This is a genomic window from Streptomyces sp. PA03-5A, from assembly GCF_033792725.1.
In the GTDB taxonomy this organism is placed as follows: Bacteria; Actinomycetota; Actinomycetes; order Streptomycetales; family Streptomycetaceae; genus Actinacidiphila.
Map to the genome: position 1 here is coordinate 178,181 of NZ_JARAVL010000017.1, position 20,347 is coordinate 198,527.

21 protein-coding genes are annotated in these 20,347 nt (G+C 71.3%); 11 read left to right on the forward strand and 10 right to left on the reverse strand.

What is annotated here, in order from left to right; translation table 11 throughout:
- The first annotated feature begins 47 nt into the window (after positions 1-47).
- A complete protein-coding gene (locus PV410_RS22540; protein WP_500327144.1) occupies positions 48-890 on the forward strand; it encodes a helix-turn-helix transcriptional regulator in 843 nt (280 codons plus the stop codon).
- Positions 891-991: 101 nt separating this feature from the next.
- Here the strand turns inward: PV410_RS22540 and PV410_RS22545 are convergent, their stop codons facing one another.
- Together PV410_RS22545 and PV410_RS22550 are read right to left on the reverse strand one after the other, a co-directional pair.
- Positions 992-1,648 (reverse strand): FMN-dependent NADH-azoreductase, encoded by a 657-nt coding sequence (locus tag PV410_RS22545; protein ID WP_500327146.1) that lies wholly within the window; start codon positions 1,646-1,648, stop codon positions 992-994.
- A 118-nt stretch (positions 1,649-1,766) separates the two neighbouring features.
- Positions 1,767-2,492: a DsbA family oxidoreductase gene (locus PV410_RS22550; protein WP_500327148.1), complete on the reverse strand. Its 726-nt coding sequence runs from the start codon at positions 2,490-2,492 to the stop codon at positions 1,767-1,769.
- Between the two features lie 86 nt (positions 2,493-2,578).
- On the opposite strand from PV410_RS22550, the gene PV410_RS22555 reads away from it, so the two are divergent.
- The 6 genes from PV410_RS22555 (at position 2,579) to PV410_RS22580 (ending at position 7,701) form a co-directional block, all read left to right on the forward strand.
- Positions 2,579-3,034 (forward strand): winged helix-turn-helix transcriptional regulator, encoded by a 456-nt coding sequence (locus tag PV410_RS22555; RefSeq protein WP_500327150.1) that lies wholly within the window; start codon positions 2,579-2,581, stop codon positions 3,032-3,034.
- Between the two features lie 130 nt (positions 3,035-3,164).
- Positions 3,165-4,466, forward strand: coding sequence for an amidohydrolase family protein (locus PV410_RS22560; protein ID WP_500327152.1), 1,302 nt, complete (start codon positions 3,165-3,167; stop codon positions 4,464-4,466).
- A 59-nt stretch (positions 4,467-4,525) separates the two neighbouring features.
- On the forward strand, positions 4,526-5,044 hold the full coding sequence (locus PV410_RS22565) for a P-loop NTPase family protein (protein WP_500327154.1): 519 nt from the start codon (positions 4,526-4,528) through the stop codon (positions 5,042-5,044).
- 84 nt (positions 5,045-5,128) lie between these two features.
- Positions 5,129-5,704 (forward strand): TetR/AcrR family transcriptional regulator, encoded by a 576-nt coding sequence (locus tag PV410_RS22570; RefSeq protein ID WP_500327156.1) that lies wholly within the window; start codon positions 5,129-5,131, stop codon positions 5,702-5,704.
- Between the two features lie 85 nt (positions 5,705-5,789).
- Positions 5,790-6,584: an SDR family NAD(P)-dependent oxidoreductase gene (locus PV410_RS22575; RefSeq protein WP_500327158.1), complete on the forward strand. Its 795-nt coding sequence runs from the start codon at positions 5,790-5,792 to the stop codon at positions 6,582-6,584.
- A 94-nt stretch (positions 6,585-6,678) separates the two neighbouring features.
- The gene (locus tag PV410_RS22580) at positions 6,679-7,701 is read left to right on the forward strand and encodes a methyltransferase (protein WP_500327160.1); all 1,023 of its coding nucleotides are present in this window, start codon (positions 6,679-6,681) and stop codon (positions 7,699-7,701) included.
- Positions 7,702-7,958: 257 nt separating this feature from the next.
- Here the strand turns inward: PV410_RS22580 and PV410_RS22585 are convergent, their stop codons facing one another.
- The 5 genes from PV410_RS22585 to PV410_RS22605 form a co-directional block, all read right to left on the reverse strand.
- Positions 7,959-8,513 carry a hypothetical protein gene (locus PV410_RS22585; RefSeq protein WP_500327161.1) on the reverse strand — a complete coding sequence of 185 codons (555 nt, stop codon included), beginning with the start codon at positions 8,511-8,513 and terminating at the stop codon, positions 7,959-7,961.
- Between the two features lie 230 nt (positions 8,514-8,743).
- On the reverse strand, positions 8,744-8,941 hold the full coding sequence (locus PV410_RS22590) for a hypothetical protein (protein WP_500327163.1): 198 nt from the start codon (positions 8,939-8,941) through the stop codon (positions 8,744-8,746).
- Between the two features lie 320 nt (positions 8,942-9,261).
- Positions 9,262-10,419: an RNA polymerase sigma factor gene (locus PV410_RS22595; protein ID WP_500327164.1), complete on the reverse strand. Its 1,158-nt coding sequence runs from the start codon at positions 10,417-10,419 to the stop codon at positions 9,262-9,264.
- A complete protein-coding gene (locus PV410_RS22600; RefSeq protein WP_500327166.1) occupies positions 10,416-10,823 on the reverse strand; it encodes a YciI family protein in 408 nt (135 codons plus the stop codon). The genes PV410_RS22595 and PV410_RS22600 overlap by 4 nt, the downstream gene beginning before the upstream one ends.
- Before the next feature lie 155 nt (positions 10,824-10,978).
- Complete coding sequence (locus PV410_RS22605) at positions 10,979-11,347, reverse strand: MarR family winged helix-turn-helix transcriptional regulator (protein ID WP_500327168.1); 369 nt, start codon at positions 11,345-11,347, stop codon at positions 10,979-10,981.
- Between the two features lie 329 nt (positions 11,348-11,676).
- On the opposite strand from PV410_RS22605, the gene dxs reads away from it, so the two are divergent.
- Positions 11,677-13,623, forward strand: coding sequence for a 1-deoxy-D-xylulose-5-phosphate synthase (dxs, locus tag PV410_RS22610; protein WP_500327170.1), 1,947 nt, complete (start codon positions 11,677-11,679; stop codon positions 13,621-13,623).
- 71 nt (positions 13,624-13,694) lie between these two features.
- Positions 13,695-14,774, forward strand: a complete 1,080-nt coding sequence (locus PV410_RS22615) for a tellurite resistance/C4-dicarboxylate transporter family protein (RefSeq protein WP_500327172.1) — start codon at positions 13,695-13,697, stop codon at positions 14,772-14,774.
- 92 nt (positions 14,775-14,866) lie between these two features.
- On the opposite strand, the gene PV410_RS22620 is transcribed toward PV410_RS22615, so the two are convergent.
- The 3 genes from PV410_RS22620 to PV410_RS22630 are packed head-to-tail and all read right to left on the reverse strand — an operon-like array spanning position 14,867 to position 17,621.
- Positions 14,867-15,703 carry a GNAT family N-acetyltransferase gene (locus tag PV410_RS22620; RefSeq protein WP_500327174.1) on the reverse strand — a complete coding sequence of 279 codons (837 nt, stop codon included), beginning with the start codon at positions 15,701-15,703 and terminating at the stop codon, positions 14,867-14,869.
- Positions 15,700-16,608: an alpha/beta fold hydrolase gene (locus tag PV410_RS22625; RefSeq protein ID WP_500327176.1), complete on the reverse strand. Its 909-nt coding sequence runs from the start codon at positions 16,606-16,608 to the stop codon at positions 15,700-15,702. Before PV410_RS22625 ends, PV410_RS22620 begins: the two co-directional genes overlap by 4 nt.
- 35 nt (positions 16,609-16,643) lie before the next feature.
- Positions 16,644-17,621, reverse strand: a complete 978-nt coding sequence (locus tag PV410_RS22630) for an RNA polymerase sigma factor (protein ID WP_500327178.1) — start codon at positions 17,619-17,621, stop codon at positions 16,644-16,646.
- Between the two features lie 575 nt (positions 17,622-18,196).
- Here PV410_RS22630 and PV410_RS22635 point away from each other — a divergent pair.
- Both PV410_RS22635 and PV410_RS22640 read left to right on the forward strand, forming a co-directional pair.
- Positions 18,197-18,871 carry a hypothetical protein gene (locus PV410_RS22635; protein ID WP_500327180.1) on the forward strand — a complete coding sequence of 225 codons (675 nt, stop codon included), beginning with the start codon at positions 18,197-18,199 and terminating at the stop codon, positions 18,869-18,871.
- Between the two features lie 534 nt (positions 18,872-19,405).
- Positions 19,406-19,762, forward strand: a complete 357-nt coding sequence (locus PV410_RS22640) for a DUF4240 domain-containing protein (RefSeq protein ID WP_500327182.1) — start codon at positions 19,406-19,408, stop codon at positions 19,760-19,762.
- Positions 19,763-20,347: the final 585 nt, after the last annotated feature.

A 20,347-nucleotide genomic window follows, 5' to 3' on the forward strand; every position in this document is an offset into this window, starting at 1 on the left:
CATGGCAGCACCACCCAGGGCGACGGCGTGCCGCCTACCCTGGAGCCATGCCACGCGACCGCGCCGCGCTCGGGGCGTTCCTCCGCTCCCGCCGGGACCGCATCACCCCTTCCCAGGCGGGCATCGAAGCGTTCCCCGGGGCCCGGCGGGTGCCGGGGCTGCGGCGCGAGGAGCTGGCCGTGCTCGCCGGCCTCAGCCCGGACTACTACAGCCGGCTCGAACAGGGACGCCAGGCCAACATCTCCGACGAGGTGCTCGACGCGCTGGCCCGGGCGCTGCGCCTGGACGAGGTCGAGCACGCGCATCTGCGCGACCTCGCCGCACCCACCGTGCGGCGGCGGGCCGCGACCCCGCAGTCGGTGCAGCGCCCCGATCCCGGGCTGCTGCGGCTGATGCGCACGCTCGACCACGTCCCGGTCCTGCTGCTCGGCCACCGCGGCGAGGTACTGGCCCGCAACGCCCTGCTCGTGGAGGTGCTGGGCCGTCCGCTGGAGCCGGGGACGTCGTTCGTCCGCTACATGTTCCAGGACCCGGTCGCCCGCGAACGGATCGTGAACTGGCAGGACTTCGCCTCGGCCACCGTCGCCACGATGCGCCGGGAGACCGCCCGCCGCCCGCACGACAACCGCCTCACCGCGCTGGTCGACGAGTTGCGCACCACCGACGCCGACGTCGCCCGCTGGTGGGACGACCACGCCGTCCGCGACTACGCGTCGGTGACCAAGCGCGTCCAGCACCCCACGGCGGGCCCGATGTCCTTCGACATCGAGATCGTCCGCGCGCCCCACGAGCCCGACCAGCGCCTCGTCGTCTACACCGCAGAACCCGACTCCTCCACCGCCCGCGTCCTGCCCCTCCTGGCCAGTTGGAACGCCGCGCCGCATCTCTGACCGGGCCGCCTCGCCCCGGAAGCAGGACCACCCCGTCGACCTCGCCGACCGGCCCGAGGCAGGCCCAAGGGGCCTGGGGGCGCTCAAGGAGTTCGTGCCGGTCAGGTGGCCGACCGGGTGGCGGTGAGCGCGGCGACCTCCATCGCCTGACGGCGCGCCCGCGCGTGCGCATCCTTCAGTGAGGCGCGGTGCTCCGGGAGCAGGTGCGCGAGCGACGGCACCGTGGGCGCATACGTCAGTTCGGGCGTGATGGGGCGGACGTCCAGGGCCATCAGCCGCGGATCGCCGAGGATGGTCTCCAGCGCGGGGATCAGGAAGTCCTTCCCGTGCTGGGGCGCACCGGGACCGTAGCCGCCGCCCCGGGCGGAGACGACGACGGCGGGGCGGCCGGCGGTGGGAGCGGGACCGGGCAGCCCGATCGTCCTGCCGACGATCATGATGTGGTCCAGCCACGCCTTGAAGACCGACGGCATCGCGTAGTTGTAGAGCGGTACGGCGAAGAGGTAGGCGTCGGCGCCCAGGAACTCCTCGACCAGTTCGTCCTGGAGCAGGGCGGCGGCCTTCTGCTCGGGGGTGTGCTCGTCGGCGGGGGTCGTACGGGCCAGGATGCCGGCCGCGTCCAGGTGGCCGACGGGGTCGAGCGCGAGGTCGCGGTGGACGACGTCGCCGGCCCAGGCGGCGGTGAAGGAATCGGCGACCCGGCGGGAGACGGAGGCGTCGCCGGAGGCCGAGGCGTCGATGCGCAGCAGGTAGGACATGGTGGTGACTCTCTCGCTGTGGTGCGGGTGTGCGGGTGTGGTGGTGGTCCGTCGGCCGGGTTCCGGCGCGCGGGTGTGGGCGGGCCCCGGTGAGGTCGTGTCGTCTGAGGCAGTGTCGTCAGGGAGCGGGGGGCCGGGGGACCGCACAGCCGTCGGGGCCGCAGGCGGCCGCGCCCGCTGCGCCGAGGATCCGCAGCGGCCGGGGCTCGGGGTGCGCCGCCTCCCAGGCCCTGGTCATCGCGGCCAGGAGTTCGTCGACGCCGACGGCGCCGGGGATCGCGTACGTGCCGTCGAGGATCATGAACGGCGTCCCGCGTGCCCCCAGGCGCTCGGCCTCGCGTTGGTCGGCGTCCACCCGGGCCCGGTAGCGCCGGTCGCGCAGCGCCTCCGCGGCCTCCGCGCGGTCGAGGCCGGCCTCGGTGGCGAAGTCGAGGACCTGCTCGCGGGTCCACAGCTCGCGCGCCTGCCCGAAGTGGGCTCGGAACATCGCCGTCCACACCTCGCCGCCGCGCCCCTGGTCGGTGGCGAGGGCGAGGAGTTCGTGCGCGTAGTCGGTCGGCCCCAGCGTCCGCTCCAGCGCGTGGTAGGGGTCCAGCCCCTCGTCCCGGGCGGCGCGCTCGATCGGCGCGAAGATCTGCTCGCCCCTGGACACGGAGATCCCGTGCTTCTCCAGGAGCCGCCGTTGCGTGATGCCCTCACGGGGCAGGTCGGGGTGGAGCTGGAACGAGCGGTGGACGATCCGTACCTCTCCGGCGTGCTCGAAACGCTCCAGCGCCAGCCGCAGCCGGTTGTCCGCCAGTCCGCAGTACGGGCAGACGATGTCGGACCAGAAGTCGATCTGCATGGTGGGCCCCTCTCGAAACTCACTTTCTGTTCGTAGCCTCACTCTGCATTAGTGTGAGAAGCGATACAAAAGGCACATTGATGTGCGTGGTCGTGGGAGAGGTGGCGGACGTGGGCACCGGCGGCGAGATGCGGCAGGGACGCACCAACGTGCGGGCGAGCGTGCGGCGCGTCCCCGGCCCGTGCGCGCACTGGGGCGACGGGGACGCGGACCTCATCCGCGAGATCCTCGACCTGGTCGGCGACAAGTGGAGCGTGCTGATCATCGGCACCCTCTCCGACGGACCCGTGCGCTACTCCGACCTCGCGCACGCCATCCCCGGCATCTCCCAGCGGATGCTCACCCTCACTCTCAAGCAGCTCCAGCGCAGCGGCCTGGTCGACCGGACCGCGTACGCCGAGGTGCCGCCGCGCGTCGAGTACTCCCTGACCGGGCTCGGCACCTCCCTGCTGTCCACCGTGCTGGAGCTGGCGGCCTGGTCGGCCGAGCGGCACGCGGAGATCCGCCGCCACCAGCAGACATACGACGAGCGGACCGGGTAGGACCTGACCGGCCGATCATGTCCGGAGCCGGATGGCGAGGGCCGCCGGCGCGGGTGCGATGCTTGGCGCCATCGGGGAGGGCGGCTGCCCCGCCCCTGACCACCACATACATCCGTTCGGGAGGGGCCCCGTGACCGGAGCAACGGCGATCGTCAACGCGAGGGTCTTCGACGGCACCCGGCTGCGGGACTGGACGTCGGTCCGGTTCGCCGACGGCATCATCACCGACTGCGCCACCGGTCCCACCGCCCAGGACGGCGACGAGGTGATCGACGCGGAGGGCGGCACCCTCCTGCCGGGGCTGATCGACTCGCACATCCACCTGGTGCCCGGCGCGCTGGCGCAGGGGCTCACCTTCGGTGTGACCACCGCACTGGACATGTTCAGCCAGGCCGACGTGATGGCCGTGGCCAAGCAACAGGCCGCCGCTCGGCCGGACGTGGCCGACGTGCGTTCCGCGGGGATCGGTGCCACTGCTCCCGGCGGGCATCCCTCCGCGATGTACGCCCCGTTCCCGACCTTGACCGGCCCGGAGCAGGCCGAGCAGTTCGTCGCGGACCGCGTCGCCGAAGGCTCGGACCACGTGAAGGTCTTCGGCCCCTCGGGCACCGCGGGTCCGCGGACGATGCCGTCTTTGGACCTGGCCACGATCACCGCGGTGACCGAGGCAGCGCATCGTCGCGGACTCGTGGTCGTCGCGCACATCCACTCCGTGGCCGGGATGGGCGAGGTCATGTCCGCGGGCATCGACGTCATCGCGCACGTGCCCGTGGACGGCGAACTGGACAGAGCGCTGGCCGAGCGGATCGCCGAGGCCGGAATCGCGGTCGGCCCGACGCTGGCAACCATCGAGAACGTCCTGGGCGAACCAGGCGGGGCCGCTGTGGCCGGCGACCCCCGACTTGCCGCGGCACTCGGGGACGCGCAGGCGCGGCGGCTGACCTCTGGCGCGTCTGGGCGGCACGGGCGGGCGATGCCGCCCTATTCCCGTGCCGAGGAGAACGTCGGCCGCCTGGTCGACGCGGGCGTCACGGTCCTGGCCGGCACCGACGCCCCGAACCCGGGAACCGTGTTCGGGGCAAGTCTGCACCGGGAACTGGAGCTGCTCGGCCGCTGCGGCATGACGCCCGCTCAGGCGCTGGACGCCGCGACCGCCGCTCCGGCACGAGTGTTCAGCCTCGCCGACCGCGGGCAGGTCGCACCCGGTCGGCGCGCGGACCTCGTGCTCGTGTCCGGCGACCCGTTGACCGACGTCACCGCGACCCGGGCCATCGAACGGATCTGGCGGGCAGGCGTCCTGTGTGACCGACGTGCGTTCGTCGCCGACGCGGCCGAGACGGAAGAGCTCGACGCCTTCGACGCCCGGGTCGCCAAGGTCGTGGCGGCCGTCCGCGATCGCCGGTACGGCTTCGATCCGAACAGGGCCGGCTGACCCGTCACGAGCATCTGCGACCGCCCGCACCGCGGCGGCCCGGGGTAGGGTGCACGGTCGTGGAACGGATCTTGGTGGTGGGCGCCACGGGCGCGGGCAAGTCCACGCTCGCCCGTGCGGTGGGCGGTCGACTGGGCCTGACGTACCACGAGATGGACGCGCTGTACTTCAACGGTCCCGACTGGGCGGTGAACGGCGCGTTCGCCGAGGACGTGGCGGGGTTCGCCGCCGGGCCCCGCTGGGTGGTCGACTCCCTCGGCTATCCGGACGTTCGTGACCTGCTGTGGGGGCGGGCCGACACCGTGGTGTGGCTGGACTACCCCAGGCGCGTCATCATGCCGCGCGTCCTGCGCCGCTCCGTGCGGCGCACCGTCACGCGCGAGGCGATCTTCGGGGGCAACAGGGAAACCCTGACCGGCTGGCTGAGCCGGGAGCATCCTGCCTGGTGGTCCTGGTCCCAGCACGCGGGCCGTCGCCTCGAGATCGAGCGCCGCGCCGGCGATCCCCGCTTCGCGCCGCTGGACGTCCTCCGCTTCGGCCACCCCGACGAGACCGCGGCCTGGCTGGCATCCCTCTGAGCCCGGTCAGGACCGCGGCGCGCGCGGCCTCCCCCGGAACGCTTACTTTATTGAGCAATCCAGAATCATGCTAGGCTTTCCGGCATGGGACGGATCAGGGAGTTCGACGTCGACCAAGCGGTCGACCGCGCGATGGACCTGTTCTGGCGTCGCGGCTACGCCGAGACCGCCCTGCAGGACCTCCTCGACGAGCTGTCGATCGGAAGCGGCAGCTTCTACGCGGCTTTCGGCTCGAAGGAGCAGCTCTACCTCCGCGCCCTCGAGCGTTACTCCGCCCTCCAGGCGGACGACCTCGTGAAGATCCTCGAGCACGCGACCGAGATCCGGTCGGCGGTGCGACAGGTCCTCGTCGCCATGATCGAGGCGGATCTGACCGATCCGTCGCGGGGGTGCCTCGTCGTCAACACCGCCACCGAGTGCGGCGGCAGGCCCCCGGCTGCCGAACGTGTCGTCGCGGCGATGCGGCAGGTCGAGTCGTCCTTGGCGGGAGCCCTGGAGCGGGCCAGGTCGCGGGGTGAGCTGGCGCCGGACAAGAACCCGGTCGAGCTGGCCCGCTTCCTGACCACCTTCGTCCAGGGCCTGCGGGTCGTCGGCCGGGCGCGTCTCGGGCGGTCCTTCGTCGAGGACGCCCTCGCGGTGGCGATGCGCGCCCTGGGCTGACCGCGGTCGGGCTCCGACGCACACCGTGTGGGCCCGGCTTCCGCTTGCCATAATTCTGTATTGATCAATCCACAAAGGATTCCTCATGGAACTGCACCTCAAGAACAAGGTTGCCGTCGTCACCGGAGCCAGCAAGGGCATCGGCCTGGCCGTCGTCGAGGCGATGGCCCGCGAAGGCGTCCGCGTCGTCGCCGGCAGCCGCAACTCGACGCCCGAACTCGACGCGCTGGCGACCACCTACGACGTCACGATCGTGCCCGTCGACCTGGCGGCACCGGAGGGGGCGCAGACCCTGGTCCGCCGCGCGGTGGAGCGCCACCAGCGGATCGACATCCTGGTCAACAACGTCGGCGCCGCCGAACCGCGCAGCGGGTTCCTCGAGGTCACCGACGCCGAATGGCAGCGGATCTTCGACCTGACCTTCTTCAGCGCCGTCCGCGCCAGCCGTGCCGCGCTCCCGCACCTGGCCGAGGCCGACGGTGCGGCGATCGTCAACATCAGCTCCATCAACGCCCGCACGCCCTTCCCGATGGTCGTGGACTACTCGGCCGCCAAGGCCGCGCTGACCAACCTGAGCAAGTCGCTGTCCGAGGAGTTCGCGCCGAAGGGCGTCCGCGTCAACGCGATCTCCCCCGGCCCGGTGCGCACGCCGTTCTGGACGGCCCCGGGCGCTTTCGCCGACGCCACCGCCGCGGCCGCCGGCACCACGGCGCAGGAGGCCCTGGACGTCGTGGTGCCCCAGAGCATGGGCATCACCTCGGGCCGGATCACCGAGCCGCAGGAGGTCGCCGACCTCACCGTCTTCCTGGCCTCGCCGGTGGCGGGCAACATCAACGGGGCCGAGGTGCTCATCGACGGCGGCCAGATCAAGACGCTCTGAACGCGGGGCGCGGCCCGTCCTGCCCCGGGCGGCGGTGCGAGACCGCGCCCAGCGACCAACCTGAGAATCCGTTGTCGAGTGAGTGGAGATACATGTGACCGTCGACGAATCGATCACCCCCGAGCCGATCCTGCAGCTGGGTCTGGGATTCATGGCCTCGAAGACACTGCTGAGCGCGGTGGAGCTGGAGATTTTCACCGTCCTGGCCCGGGGCGGTCGCGATCGCGCGTCCCTCGCCGCCGAAGTGGGCCTCCACTCCAGGTCCTCCGCGGACTTCCTCGACGCCCTCGTGTCGCTGGGCCTGCTGGACCGTGACGACGACGGCGTCTACCGCAACAGCGCCGCGTCCGAGGTCTTCCTGGACCAGGCCAAGCCCTCCTACGTCGGCGGCATCCTGGAGATGGCCAACACCCGCCTCTTCGGCTTCTGGGACAACCTCACCGATGCCCTGCGAACCGGCACCCAGCAGAACGAAGTCACGCACACCGGAGCCCCCTTCTTCGCCACGCTGAGCCAGGACCCTGTCGCGTGGCGCAACTTCCTCAACGGCATGAACGGTGTCAGCACACCCCTCGCGGGGGCACTCGCCGCCGACTTCGACTGGACCGGCCACCGGCACGTGGTCGACCTCGGCGGCGCTCTGGGGGCCGTACCCGCGGCAGTGCTGCGATCCCACCCCGAGATGACCGGAACGGTCTTCGAACTTCCCCCGGTACGCCCGGTATTCGACGAATTCGCCGCCGCTCACGGCCTGACCGACCGCCTGTCCTTCCACAGCGGCGACTTCTTCTCCGACCCCCTTCCCCCGGCCGACGTCTACGTCATGGGGCAGATCCTCCACGACTGGAATGCCGAGCAGCGGCAGTTCCTGCTCCGCAAGGCCCATGACGCCCTGCCCGTCGGCGGCACGCTCATCGTCTACGACGCCATGATCGACGACGACCGACGGCACAATACCTACGGCTTCATGGTGTCGCTGAACATGCTCATCGACACGGAAGGCGGCTCCGAGTACACCGTCGCCGATGCGACCCGCTGGCTGGCGGCGGCAGGCTTCTCCACGACGGAGGCCCGTCCTCTCATCGGCGGTTACACGGCCGTCTACGCCACCAAGTAGCCGGTCGGCGATCGTCAGCTCACCGGCGCACTCCAGCCGTCGCCGGTGGCGATGTGCAAGGCCCCCCGGTGCAGGCCGAGGTCGGCGGCGGCCCTCGGCACCTCGAGGACGCCGTCGGACCCTCGGCCGCCGTGGGGCGGCGCGGCCCGTGGGCGGCCATGAACCGCAGTGGGTGGGCGCAGATCAGACCGTGAGAGCCCGGTACTCACTCCAGGCGGCCTCGCCGGCCGCCCGGTTGTCGTGCGGGCTGGGATCCCTCAGCTCTTCAGGGTCCTCCGCCACTCCACTTCCTCGACGGAGACCGGCGCCTGGATCTTGTACACGTCGCCGACCCGCAGATTGTCGGGCGTGCTGTACGTGCCGTAGGTACCGATGACCGAGACGGCCACATGGGAACCGGGTTGCCAGAAAGTACGGAAGTACGGGGCGGTCGGAGGGATTTCGGGAATCTCCAGCAAGGGCACGCCACGTCGGTCCAGCAGGCGTCGGAGCTTGTCGAAGCGGAGCCTGGGAGTGAACCTGCCGTATCTGGCGCGCATTTCGGCGTTGACGAGCGTGCGATCGCGGAACGCCAGCCGGTGCACCTGCAGGCTGAAGTGGTGCCCCGACCAGGGGTGGTCGGCCGCACCGCGGTTCCAGTAGAACTCGACGAGACCGTAGTCACGGCAGATGCTGAGGGAGCGGAAGGCGTTCTCGGCGAAGTCCGGGCCGAGGACCTCGGTCACGCGGTCGGGGGAATCCGCGGGTCCCACGCCGAGCACGGTGCCGGTGGTGATGACGTCCATGTAGAACGCCAGGGAGTACGGCGTCACAGGCTGATCCCCGATGTGGTGTGTCCGGCGCGACGTGGGGAGACCCTACTCCACCACGGCCGCCCCACGACCGGGGGCCGGAAGTGACGAACGGGTCCTCGCCGCGATGGAGCGGCGGGGACCCGCGGATGGCGATGAGACCTCGACAGGTCAGCGGGTGGCACCCCCGGCCTGGGGAAGACGCATTGCGTGTGGGGTGGCGTCCGCGCTGTCAGCTGCGGGAGCCACCGTCAGTCACCGTAGTCGCCGCCGTCGTCACCGTAGTCGCCCCCGCCGTCGCCCCCGCCGTCATCGCCGCCGCCGTCGTCGGCGACCACGGAGACCGTGCTCTGAGGGTGGTCGGCCGCGACGGCGGCCGACGTCGAGCCTGCCGCTCCGGCCAGTGCGGCGGCGGCAGCCACGGTGGCGATCAGTGTCTTGCGCCTCATGATGGCGTGTCCTTCCGTGCATGTCGGTAGGTGCCGCGGTCGCCCGGCGCGAGAGCAACGCTGAGGTACTGAAGAGACCATCAATACCGCCCGGAACGAGCCGGCACGCCGGCCCCCGGCCTACGAGGGCCTCCGAGCTCCCGTGGATGGATCGGCCACCGGCCCATCCAGGGCAGCGGCCTGCAGCCACAGCCCCGTCCCGAGGGCCCATTCGGCACGTGCGGAAACGGGGCCTACTTCCAGGGTGCGCCCATGTCGGCCGAGATTCATCCCGGCACCGGTCTCCGGGCCGGAGCACCGGCTCCCGCTTGCGCACACCGTCAGGCACCACGGCGGGAGTTGAGGCGGGCGGCCTGGCGCGTGAGATGGTCGCGCTCGGCGAGGTTGGGTGCCTTGCGGGCCGCCTCGGCGTACAGCCGTGCCGCCGTCGTCAGGTCGCCGTCGCGCTCGTGGAGGTAGGCCGCCACCGCGGTGTAGCGGGGGAGTGAGTCGTCCAGCGCCGCGAGCGCCGCCAGCCCGGCGCGCGGTCCGTCGGCCTCGCCGACGGCGACCGCGCGGTTGAGCCGGACGACCGGGCTGTCGGTCAGGAGCGTCAGCTCGTCGTACCACTCGACGATCTGCACCCAGTCGGTCTCCTCGGCGGCGGGTGCGTCGGCGTGCAGTGCCGCGATGGCGGCCTGCGCCTGGAACTCGCCGAGCCGGTCGCGGGCGAGTGCCGCCTGCAGGATCCCGACGCCCTCGGCGATGGCCCCGGTGTCCCACCGGCCGCGGTCCTGTGCGGCGAGCGGGACCAGGCTGCCGTCGGGCGCGGTCCTGGCGGCCCGCCGGGCGTGGTGGAGCAGCATGAGCGCGAGCAGCCCCGCCACCTCGGGGTGGTCGATCGCTGCCGCGAGCTGCCGGGTGAGGCGGATGGCCTCGGCGGCGAGGTCGACGTCGCCGGAGTAGCCCTCGTTGAAGACCAGGTAGAGGACGCGCAGCACGGTGGCGACGTCGCCGGGCTGGTCGAACCGCACGCTGGAGACGGTGCGTTTGGCCCGGCTGATGCGCTGCGCCATGGTCGCCTCGGGCACCAGGTACGCCTGGGCGATCTGCCGGGTCGTCAGCCCGCCCACGGCGCGCAGCGTGAGCGCGACCGCGGACGAGGGCGTCAGTGACGGGTGGGCGCACAGGAAGTACAGCTGGAGCGTGTCGTCGGCCGCGGGCGTGGGCCCGGGGTCCGGTTCCCGGTCGACGAGGTCCTCACGGCGGCGGCGGGCGGTGTCCGCCCGCGTCGCGTCCAGGAACCGGCGCCAGGCCACGGTGACCAGCCAGCCCTTGGGGTCCCTGGGCGGGTCGGCCGGCCAGACGCGGACGGCCTCGACCAGCGCGTCCTGGACGGCGTCCTCGGCCGCCGCGAAGTCGGCTCCGCGGCGGACGAGGACGGCGAGGACGCCCGGCGTGAGGCTGCGGAGCCGGGCCTCGTCGATGGGGGTGGTCATTCGGTGATGGTGGGCGGGGCGGCGAGGAAGGGGCGGAGTTCGAGCCATTCGTGGATGGGCCTGCCGCCGGCGCCGGGTGCGGCGGAGAGTTCTCCGGCGAGTTCGAGGGCGCGGTCGTAGGTGTCGACGTCGATGATCATCCAGCCGGCGATGAGGTCCTTGGTCTCGGCGAAGGGGCCGTCGGTGACGGGCGGGCGGCCTTCGCCGTCGTAGCGGACCCAGGTGCCTTCGGGGGCGAGGGCCTGGCCGTCGACGAACTCGCCGGTCTTCTCCAGGCGGGCGGCGAAGTCCTGCATGTACTGGACGTGGTCGGAGATCTCCTGGGGCGTCCACTGGTCCATGCACACGTCGTTCACTGCGGCCGGTGCGCCGCGGTAGTGCTTGAGGAGCAGGTACTTGGCCATCGTGGTTCTCCCTGGTGCCGGTGCGACCCATTGTGGCCGCCTTCACCCCGGGGACGGAGCCGGCCACGGGTTCTCGACATCACCGCCCGAGATTTCTCCGACGCCCGTCGACAGGCCTCGTGGTGCCCGGCCGACGACCGTGGCGTGTGCACCGGTCACAGGACGAAATGCCGGCGCAGCCGCTCGTGCGCGGCCCGCTCGGCGTCGGTGAACCTGGCACGTCCGGCCTCGGTCAGGGTCACTTCGATCGTTCTGCGATCTCTGGGGCCACGACTGCGTTCGACGAGCCCTTCCGCCTCCAGGCCCGTGAGGAGGGAGGCGATCCGGGTCCGCGTCTCGCGCAGGAGCGCCGTCAGCCGGGTCAGGGGTACGGGCCGGCCCTCGGCTTCCGCGAGGGCACCGAGGATGAGGTAGTCGTGGAGCGACAGGCCGTGCGTCGCCCGCAGTTCGCCGTGCAGGAGACCCAGGCTCCACAGGATGGGTGGAGGCTGCCGTGTGGCGGTGGCCGGATGGCGGTCGGTCATGCTTCATCCCCGGGGTGGGTTCACCGGCCGCGAGCTCGCGGCCCTACGGGCATAACCGGGCTTCCCCACGCAGCTGATGGCGGAACGGGGGACAAGAAGCCCTCGGATCAGGACACCGCGTCGTCTGTGCGCGCTCCGTGACGCGGCGACGGGCGGCCCGCGGCCGGCCGCCCGTCCGATGTCCTGATGTGAGGCCCCCGTGGCACGCGGGACCGTCCGTTCCCGTGCCCTCCCGGATCTACCGTCGTCAAGGCGGTGGGGCCGCACAGGTCGGTCCGGGCGGCGGGTGCGTCCGCCGACGGCACAGCGGCATCGATGGGAGCAGCGGCATGAGCCTGCTGGCAGGGATCAACCGGCCCGCGGACCTGAGGGGCCTGAGCCATCCGGAACTGGTAGGGCTCGCCGGGGAGATCCGCGAGTTCCTGATCCGGCACGTCGCGGCCACGGGCGGCCATCTGGGGCCCAACCTCGGCGTGGTGGAGCTGACGCTGGCACTGCACCGGGTCTTCGAATCGCCGCGTGACCGGCTGCTGTGGGACGTCGGGCACCAGGCGTACGTCCACAAGATCGTGACGGGACGGGCCGGTGAGTTCACCGGCCTGCGGCAGCGCGGCGGCCTGTCGGGGTACCCCAGCCGGGAGGAGTCCGCGCACGACCACATCGAGCACTCCCACGCTTCGGCGGCGCTGTCGTACGCCGACGGCATGGCCAAGGCCGGACAGCTCGCGGGGGAGGCGGACCGGCACATCGTCACCGTCGTCGGCGACGGGGCGCTCACCGGGGGGCTGGCCTGGGAGGCCCTGAACAACATCGCGGAGGCTCCCGACCGGCCCGTGGTGATCGTCGTCAACGACAACGGCCGTTCGTACGCACCGACCGTCGGCGGACTCGCGCGGCACCTGACGGCCCTGCGCACCCACGCCGGCTACGAGCGTCTGGCGGGCTGGGGCAAACAGGCCCTCGGCGGTGCCGGAACGCCGGGGCGGGCGCTGCACCGCACCTTGCATGCCGCCAAGGAGGGCATCAAGGAGGGGCTGAGGGCGGGCCTGGTGGAGGGCTCCGCCGACGCCGTGACGCCGCACTCGCTCTTCGGCGCGCTGGGACTGTACTACCTCGGGCCGGTCGACGGCCACGACATCCCCGCCCTGGAAGCAGCCCTGGAGCGGGCCAAGGCCCATGGCGCGCCCGTCGTCGTCCACTGCATCACGCGCAAAGGGCTCGGATACGCGCCCGCCGAGGAGGACGAGGAGGACCATCTGCACGGCATCGGCGCCATCGACCCGCGGACGGGGCGTCCTCTGCGGCCCGCCGTTGCGACCTGGTCGGCGGTGTTCGGCCGGGAACTGGTGGAGCTGGCGGACGCGCACCCGGACGTCGTGGCGATCACCGCGGCCATGCCCGGCTCGGTCGGTCTGAACGACTTCGCCGCACGCCATCCGGCACGGTTCTTCGACGTCGGGATCGCCGAGCAGCACGCGGTCGCCTCGGCCGCCGGGATGGCCATGGCGGGACTGCACCCGGTGATCGCCCTGTACGGCACCTTCCTGAACCGCGCACTCGACCAGGTGCTGATGGACCTCGCGCTGCACCGTCTCGGTGCGACCCTCGTACTCGACCGGTCCGGGGTCACCGGGGACGACGGACCCAGCCACAACGGGCTGTGGGACCTGGCGATGCTTCAGGCCGTCCCCGGCCTGCGGATCGCGGCTCCCCGTGACGCGCACACGCTGCGGCAGCAGTTGCGGCAGGCTGTCGTGATCACCGACGCGCCGACGGTCCTGCGGTACCCGCGGGGCGCGGTCGGCCCGGCGATCCCGGCGGCCGGTCGCGCCGGTGCGGTCGACGTCCTGCGTGAGGGCCCCGGCACCGGCGGCGTCCTGCTGATCGCCGTCGGGACGATGGCCCCGGTCGCCCTCGAAGCGGCGGAGCTCTGCGCCGAGCACGGCGTGGAGGTCACCGTGGTGGACCCGCTGTGGGTCAAGCCGCTGCCCGGAGAACTGCCCGTCCTCGCCGCCGACCGCGCCCTGGTCGTCACGGTCGAGGACGGCCTGCGTACCGGGGGAGTGGGCACCGCGGTGGGCCAGGCCCTGCAGGAGGCCGGCATCCGCACCCCGGTGCGTGCCCTGGGCGTGGCCGACGGGTTTCCCCGGCAGGCCACCCGTGCCGAGATCCTCGCGGAAGCGGGCCTGACCGCTCAGGCCGTCGCGGAGAGCGTCATGGAGGCCCTGGTGGGCGTCGCCGTCCCCGCCGTGCCCGGCGGCCCCCGGACCGCCTAGGTGCCCGAAAGACGATGAAATGCACATACCAGTAATATGCTGCTACCGCGTCAGCGGTCGGAGGATGCGTCATGGCCAAGATCAGCTGTCGCAGAATCGATGAACAGGCGCCTTCCGGACGCCGCGCGGCCGTATCCGCCGCGGTGGCCGACCTCAACGCGGGCGCGCTCGCGTTCGTCATGGGCACCGGCATCGTTTCCACGGCCCTGTACGTCAACGGCGCCGGCACCGCCTCCGCCGTACTGCTGTGGGTGGCACTGGCCGGGTTCGCGGTACTGCTGCCCGCCTACGGCTGGCGGCTGCTGCGGCAGCGCGAGCGGTTCGTCGCGGATTTCATGGGGCCGCGCGCCTTCGCGTTCCTCACCGTCGCCATCTCCGCCAACGTGCTGGCCGCACGCCTCGCGCCGGAAGGCCACACCGCGGTCGCAGGGGCGTTCCTGGCCTTCGGGGCACTGGGGTGGGTGGTGCTGGACTACGGCATCCCGCTCGCGCTCATCACCACCCTGAAACGGGGCCCCTCGTTCGACCAGGTGAACGGCACCTGGTTCCTGTGGGCGGTGGGATCGGAGTCGGTGGCGCTCGCGGCGGCCGCGCTGGCCCGGGTGACCCCGGGCAACGTCCTGCCGGTGCTGGCGGTGGTGTGCTGGGCCGTCGGCCTGGTGCAGTACCTGCTGACCGCCGCCATCGTCCTGGCCCGACTGCTGGCCCGGCCGGTCCGGCCGGAAGGCCTCATGACGTCCGTCTGGATCTTCATGGGGGCGGCGGCGATCGCAGTCCTTGCCGCAGTGCGGCTGATGGCACTCCCCGCGGGCAGCACCATGCTGTCGCGCCCGCTCCTCGTCGGATCGTCCGTCGTCCTGTGGTCGTTCTCCAGCTGGCTCATCCCCCTTCTGCTGGCCCTGGGCGTGTGGCGGCACGCGCTGCGCCGCATTCCGCTGCACTACGACCTCGGCTGGTGGAACCTCGTCTTCCCGGTCGGCATGTACGCGGTCACCACGCACGAGCTGGGACGCGCGACCGGAACCTCGTGGATGGCCAGCATGGGCCGCTGGGAGGTCTGGATCGCCGCGGCGTTCTGGGCCGTGGTGTTCGCGGCCATGGTGGCGGCCAAGCTCCGGCCCCGCCGTAGGGCTCCCCGGCCGCTGTCGTAGGCGTGCAGCCGCCGGCCGCACCCCGCCGGCCGAAGGCGCCCGCGGTCAGGCCCGGGGCCTGACCGCGGGCGCCTTCGGCCTTTCCGGTCCGGCTACCCGCCCCACACCCAGGTGACGCGCTCGTAGAGCAGCCCGAACCCGGCGCGCATCATGTTGTGCAGGGACGTGTTGTGGTCGCCGGGGCCTTCCGCCCCGGTCTCGGCGACGAGCCATCGGCAGCCTGCGTCGTGGGCCGCCCGGGCCCGGGCCGTGAGCAGCGCCGACTGGGCGCCGCGGCCGCGCCACTCCGGCAGGGTCGCCCCGCCGAACATGTCGGCACAGTCACCGTTCACGAAGATGCTGCCGACCGCGACGATCCGTTCGCCCTCCCAGACGGCGTACTGCCGCCAGTCCGGCCTGCCCACGCATGCCGCGGCCATGTCGATCATGGCCGGCGTGCTGAAGCCGAAGGTCGTCATCATCACGGTCGCCCACTCGCGTGCCTGGTCACGCTCGACGAGGCCGACCCGCAGGTCCGGGTCGAGCGCGGCGACCCCGTCGGCCCCGGCCAGTACGGTCGGGACGTCGCAGCCGAGCTTGGCGAAACGGGTGCCCTCGGTGAGGTTCCACTTCTGCGCGGTCGAGGCCCAGTCCGACGGCAGCAGGGACGGCGCGATCATGAACGAGCCCTGCGGCACGCCCTGAGCGCGGTAGAAGTCGCACACCTGCTCCACGACGTCCGCCGTGATCGGCCCGGCGGGCCCGAATCCCCCGGCCCGGTTGAAGAAGCGGCTCGGGTCCTCGCGAACGGCCAGCGCCCGCGCCGGGCCGAACTGCTGCGCGCCGACGCCCAGGGTGCTGAGCACCTCCGCAGGCGCGCCGGTCACGAAGTCTGTGTACGCCTTGATCTCGGTCTCTTCGGCCAGGCCGGTCGGCACGGTGGTGCTCACGCTTGGTTCCCCTTGTCGGTGGTGGTGACGAAGTCGAGCACGGCGGCGACGAACCTCCCGGTCTCCTCGATGTGCCCGAAGTGGCCGCTCCCGGTCAGCTCGCACAGCCGTGCGTCCGGCATGCCGGCGTGGATCTCGTAGGCGAAGCGGGGAGGGCAGATGAAGTCGTAGGTGCCGACGATCACCAGCGCCGGCGCCGCGATCGTGCCGAGCCGGTCCCGTACGTCCCAGTCGGCCGGGAGCCGATTCGGGTCATGGGTGGCCCGCAGCGTGGGCGTGCCGAACTGCGCGACCGTTGCGCGGTAGTCGGCGAAGTAGGCGGGCAGGAGGGCGCCGAGGTAGCGCTCCTTCGACGCGTCGTCGACGACCTCCAGCGCCCCCGACATCCGGGCCTCCCACACCCACCCCGCCTCGGTCGCCTCGGGCCGGTCAGGCCAGCGCTGGACGAACACGGCCATCTCCTTGGAGGCCGCCTCCATCAGTTCCGGCCCGTACACGGGCGCGGTGTCGTAGAGGATCAGCCCGTCGAGGCGGTCAGGGTGGTCGAGGCCGAACTGCAGCGCGACGAAACCGCCGTGCGAGTGGCCGAGGACGTAGGCGGACTGCGCCCCGAGATCATCGAGCACGGCTGCGGCGAAGCGCGCGTAGCGGGACGCGGAGTAGTCCCCGTCCGGCAGCAGGCCACTGTCGCCCGACCCGACGGGGTCGAGGTGGACCATGGTCAGATGCGGCTCCAGTGTGGGTACGCGCAGGTACTCAGGGTGCACACCGGGGCCTCCGGAGTGCACGAGGCACACCGGCCCGTCCCCCGCGACCCGGTAGACCTGGCGCACGCCGTCGACCATGACGGTGCGCACCTCGGCAGCACGCTCGCCGTGCTCCGCCTCGTGATGGATAGCTTTCATACCCACACGATGCGGTGGGCCCCGGAAAGGTTCGATCAGCCTTCAAGATTGTTTGCGAGGCCGGCCCGGCGGCGGCGCGGGTGGTACAGGCGCAGCCTGTCCTCACGGTTCCGGTCCAGGTGATGCACCCAGACCACACTGGGCGGGCAGTGGAACGGATCCTCCGGCGGGCTGATGATGGCCGCCTCCCAGATGACCACCTCGCGACTGGCCACCACGTTCGTCAGCTTCTGGCGGACGCCGTCGGAGACGTCACGGCGGAAGGAGAACTCCAGGTAGTCGAGGTCCGAGCGCTTGCCGGTCGGCCAGGTCACCTCCAGCCGAGACGACCGCCACTCCGCCCACGCCGAGGCGAGCTCGCCGCGATGGCCCGCCAGCATGGTCTCCTCGGCCAGGCGGCGGTGGCGCGCGGTGCGGGAGACGGCGTCGTCGTGGACCTGGTCGCCCATGCTCACCAGTGCACCGGCCAGCTTCGTACGCGCCTGGCTGAGCCTGCTGCGCACGGTGCCGACGGGGGTGCCGCACAGCAGCGCGATCTCCTCGTAGGAGGTGACGTCGGTGAAGTAGCGCAGCATGGTCACCAACCGCAGCGCCGGTGACAACGTCTCCAGCGCACTCCAGATCCAGTCCTGCAGCACGTGCTCGTCCAGCACGTCCGCCGGGTCGGGCGGGCCGCCCGAGCGGTCCATGGCGACGACCCCCTCGAGCTCGGCCACGGGCACCGCCGACTTCTTGCGCAGCTGGGCGCGGCAGACGTTGCGGACCACCATGCGCAGCCACGGTCCGACGGCGTCCGGATCCCGCAGGTCCCCGATGCGCCGCAACGCGATGAGCGCCGCCTCCTGCACCGCGTCCTCTACGTCCGGGCTGTGGCCCAGCATGGCGAGGGCGACTCCGTGCATGGTCGCCCGATGCCTGGCGAGCAGCAGCCCCAGGGACCCCGCATCGCCCGACTGAGCGGCCCGCACCAGCTCGAAGTCCAGCGGCGCCCCGCTCAAGATCAGATCAGTCATATCGTCACCATTGAACCAGAACGCCCTCACGCCCCGGATCAGCCGCCCGCGTCTCACAGCCTTCCGATACCTTGCGGACGGCCCGCCCGACCGCGGCTGGAGCTACCCGCGCTCGGACCACCGAATGGAGGACCTCCGAGTCGCCGCATCGGCGCCGGGGGCGGGCCAGAGGTCTCGTCCGCGTCGACACCGCCCCGATGGCCACCGTTACCGGCCCGCCCCATGGATCCACGGAGCAGCCGTGACCGGGTCCGCCGTTGGGACTGGCTATTGATCCGCACGAAGTTTCTGACCTGCTCCGGAAGTAGCTGCGCTGATCCCGCCGAGACCCACTTCGGCACGCATTCCACAGAGCCGTGATCGGTGGACGGGTCGGTAACCGTTCCGAGTAAATCCGATGGCACCGACAGCGTTCCGGCGACAAGACTGCCCTGGTGAACACCCTGCCGCCGGTGCCCCGCCAGTTCTCTACGCCCATGCCGGACCCACGTGGCCGCGGCATCGTTCTGGACTACGGTGGCATGCGCGCCCTGGTCGCGGACCTGGTTCTGCCTCGCGGGGCGTCGATGTATGTCATGAGCGCGATGGAAACCTCCCGTGAGCTTCTCCGGCACTCCTACTACCGGTACGAGTTCGCCACCGTGGCCGTCACGCATTCCCTGTTCGCCCTGGAGCACGTCCTCGCCGAGCGTCTAGGCTCGAACGACCCGCTCCACGCCCTGATCCAGCGGGCCACCAACGCGGGGCTCATCACGGCCGGACTCGCCGCCGAACTCGAGCGCAGCCGACTACTGCGCGACCGGCTCACGCAGGGCGCCGTGTCAAGTGCCGCCATCGGACAGGCCCAAGCGGTCGCAATGGTGCGTGCCGTCTTCTATGCCGTCGCCCCGCTCCTTCGCCCACCGTCCGCAGCAGAGGCGACGGCCGCCCCGGTGGGCGGAGCACAGCCCGTTGGCGGACTCGCGCGGCTGTGGAAGGACCACCTGCGCGCACTGTTCCCCGACGGCTTCCGCGGCGTGGACTTCGACGGTGTGGACCTGGTCCTCCTGGACGCCGACGTCGCCGGCCTCGTGCATAGAGAACTGAACGGCGGACTTGACGACAGGGGCATTGCCTCCCTCTGGGGCTGCATCGCCGACCTGGACAAGATCGTGCCCCTGATCAACGAGGAGTACTGCGCCTGCTACTTCACGAAACTTCGGACGATGGCACAGGTCGCAGCATCGACCTACATCCCCACTGCGATCTGACTGCCAGGTTGAAACAGACTCGGGTACGTTCCCACGACCCTTGTCCTGGGCTGGCTCGGTCCCGTTCCAGCAGGCACTCTGGACTACGAGGCCGCGTGAGGTTGGCGTAGCGGCTCTGGGTGGGAGCTGCCATGAGGCGAGATGCGGGGCCCGTAGGCTGGCCGCGAATCGGGCTGGCTCCTTGTCTGGCGGCCCTCACTGAAGGCAAAAGATCAAGGCCCAGGCACCCGGAGTCTTACGGCTGGTGGGCGTGGACGGTTTCGAACCGCCGACAGCTGCCTTGTAAGCCTGGTGGTCGGGGTCATCGAGGGTGCGCAGGTCAGAGCGGCGTTGAAGAGCCCCCAGCTCAGTCAGCGATCTCGACCGCGACGAACCACCGTTGTCCGCGGCTGACCGCCTGATGTGGCACGGCTGTGGCACGCCGCCCTCCTGTCGGACCCATCCGTCATGCTCTGGATCGTGGATGAGAACGCCTTCTGGCAGTTGATCGAGGACTGCAAGCCAGTGACGCCTGACCCGGATGCGTAGCAACTCGTGACCGCTCTGACGTCGCGCCTGGTCGCGGGCCCTTTGAGTACGGTCAAACAGTTCGCAGAACAGCTGTCGTGGGCGCTGTACCGGCTGGATCGCAGAGAGTACGGGAACAGCCTGTCGGGCGATGCCTTTCTGTACACCCGGGCCGCTGTGGTTGCCGCTGGCCGAGAGACGTACGACCGGGTCCTTCGGGATCCGGCGGCGTTCGTGCCGTTCGCCACTGGTGGCGTCTGGGCCGAAGACCTGCTGTACGTTCCAGATCAGGCGTATGAGCACATCACCGGCGAGGAGTGGGGACGCCGGACGCGCTACTCCTATGAGTCCTACTCCAACACCGCGGGCTGGGCCGGCTCCTAGGGCCTGTCGTCAAATTGACGTCGGCCGCCCGGAGGGCGGGCCCCGCGGTGTCTGGTGCGGTGCATCGCAAGGCGGAGAGTCGTCCTCGTAGTGGGCTACTCGGACGATTCGACAACGCAGCGAGGTGCCGTGCCAGGCGGCGCGGGGCAGGCGGGAATTTGACGACAGGCCCTAGAACCCCAGCCCTGCTGCGCGCGCGAACCCACGTGGCGAACCAACGGTGCAGCCGGACACCAGCCCCCGACACCTGCACTTATAAGTTCGGGCCAGACTCGAGTCGGCCTGCCGGGAGACACCGCGACAGGCAGCCCCCGCCCTGCCTTCGGTTGCCACGTTACGTCGCTGTCCCCCGGCGTTGATGTCATCCTCGACCGAGCTGGCGCTCAGAAGAGATCCCGCGCTGCGGCGTTCCAGGGCCCCTAACCATGAAGCACGCGGGCGGAGTAGTGGACGGCGCAAGCGTCGAATCGCCTTCGACAGGGGTTAACTGATCGTTTCAGAATGAGATCGGCGTGTCGGCTGGCAGTCAATGATCTTCATCGGCAGGGTCTGCGGAGTGTCCGATGATCTTGTCCCTGATGACTT

Bases quoted from the DNA above. Each gene is read 5' to 3' on its own strand.
- PV410_RS22540 (WP_500327144.1), top strand. From the start codon at position 48: ATGCCACGCGACCGCGCCGCGCTCGGGGCGTTCCTCCGCTCCCGCCGG.
- PV410_RS22545 (WP_500327146.1), bottom strand. From the start codon at position 1,648: ATGTCCTACCTGCTGCGCATCGACGCCTCGGCCTCCGGCGACGCCTCC.
- PV410_RS22550 (WP_500327148.1), bottom strand. From the start codon at position 2,492: ATGCAGATCGACTTCTGGTCCGACATCGTCTGCCCGTACTGCGGACTG.
- PV410_RS22570 (WP_500327156.1), top strand. From the start codon at position 5,129: ATGGGACGGATCAGGGAGTTCGACGTCGACCAAGCGGTCGACCGCGCG.
- PV410_RS22575 (WP_500327158.1), top strand. From the start codon at position 5,790: ATGGAACTGCACCTCAAGAACAAGGTTGCCGTCGTCACCGGAGCCAGC.
- PV410_RS22590 (WP_500327163.1), bottom strand. From the start codon at position 8,941: ATGAGGCGCAAGACACTGATCGCCACCGTGGCTGCCGCCGCCGCACTG.
- PV410_RS22595 (WP_500327164.1), bottom strand. From the start codon at position 10,419: ATGACCACCCCCATCGACGAGGCCCGGCTCCGCAGCCTCACGCCGGGC.
- PV410_RS22600 (WP_500327166.1), bottom strand. From the start codon at position 10,823: ATGGCCAAGTACCTGCTCCTCAAGCACTACCGCGGCGCACCGGCCGCA.
- PV410_RS22605 (WP_500327168.1), bottom strand. From the start codon at position 11,347: ATGACCGACCGCCATCCGGCCACCGCCACACGGCAGCCTCCACCCATC.
- dxs (WP_500327170.1), top strand. From the start codon at position 11,677: ATGAGCCTGCTGGCAGGGATCAACCGGCCCGCGGACCTGAGGGGCCTG.
- PV410_RS22615 (WP_500327172.1), top strand. From the start codon at position 13,695: ATGGCCAAGATCAGCTGTCGCAGAATCGATGAACAGGCGCCTTCCGGA.
- PV410_RS22625 (WP_500327176.1), bottom strand. From the start codon at position 16,608: ATGAAAGCTATCCATCACGAGGCGGAGCACGGCGAGCGTGCTGCCGAG.
- PV410_RS22630 (WP_500327178.1), bottom strand. From the start codon at position 17,621: ATGACTGATCTGATCTTGAGCGGGGCGCCGCTGGACTTCGAGCTGGTG.
- PV410_RS22635 (WP_500327180.1), top strand. From the start codon at position 18,197: ATGAGCGCGATGGAAACCTCCCGTGAGCTTCTCCGGCACTCCTACTAC.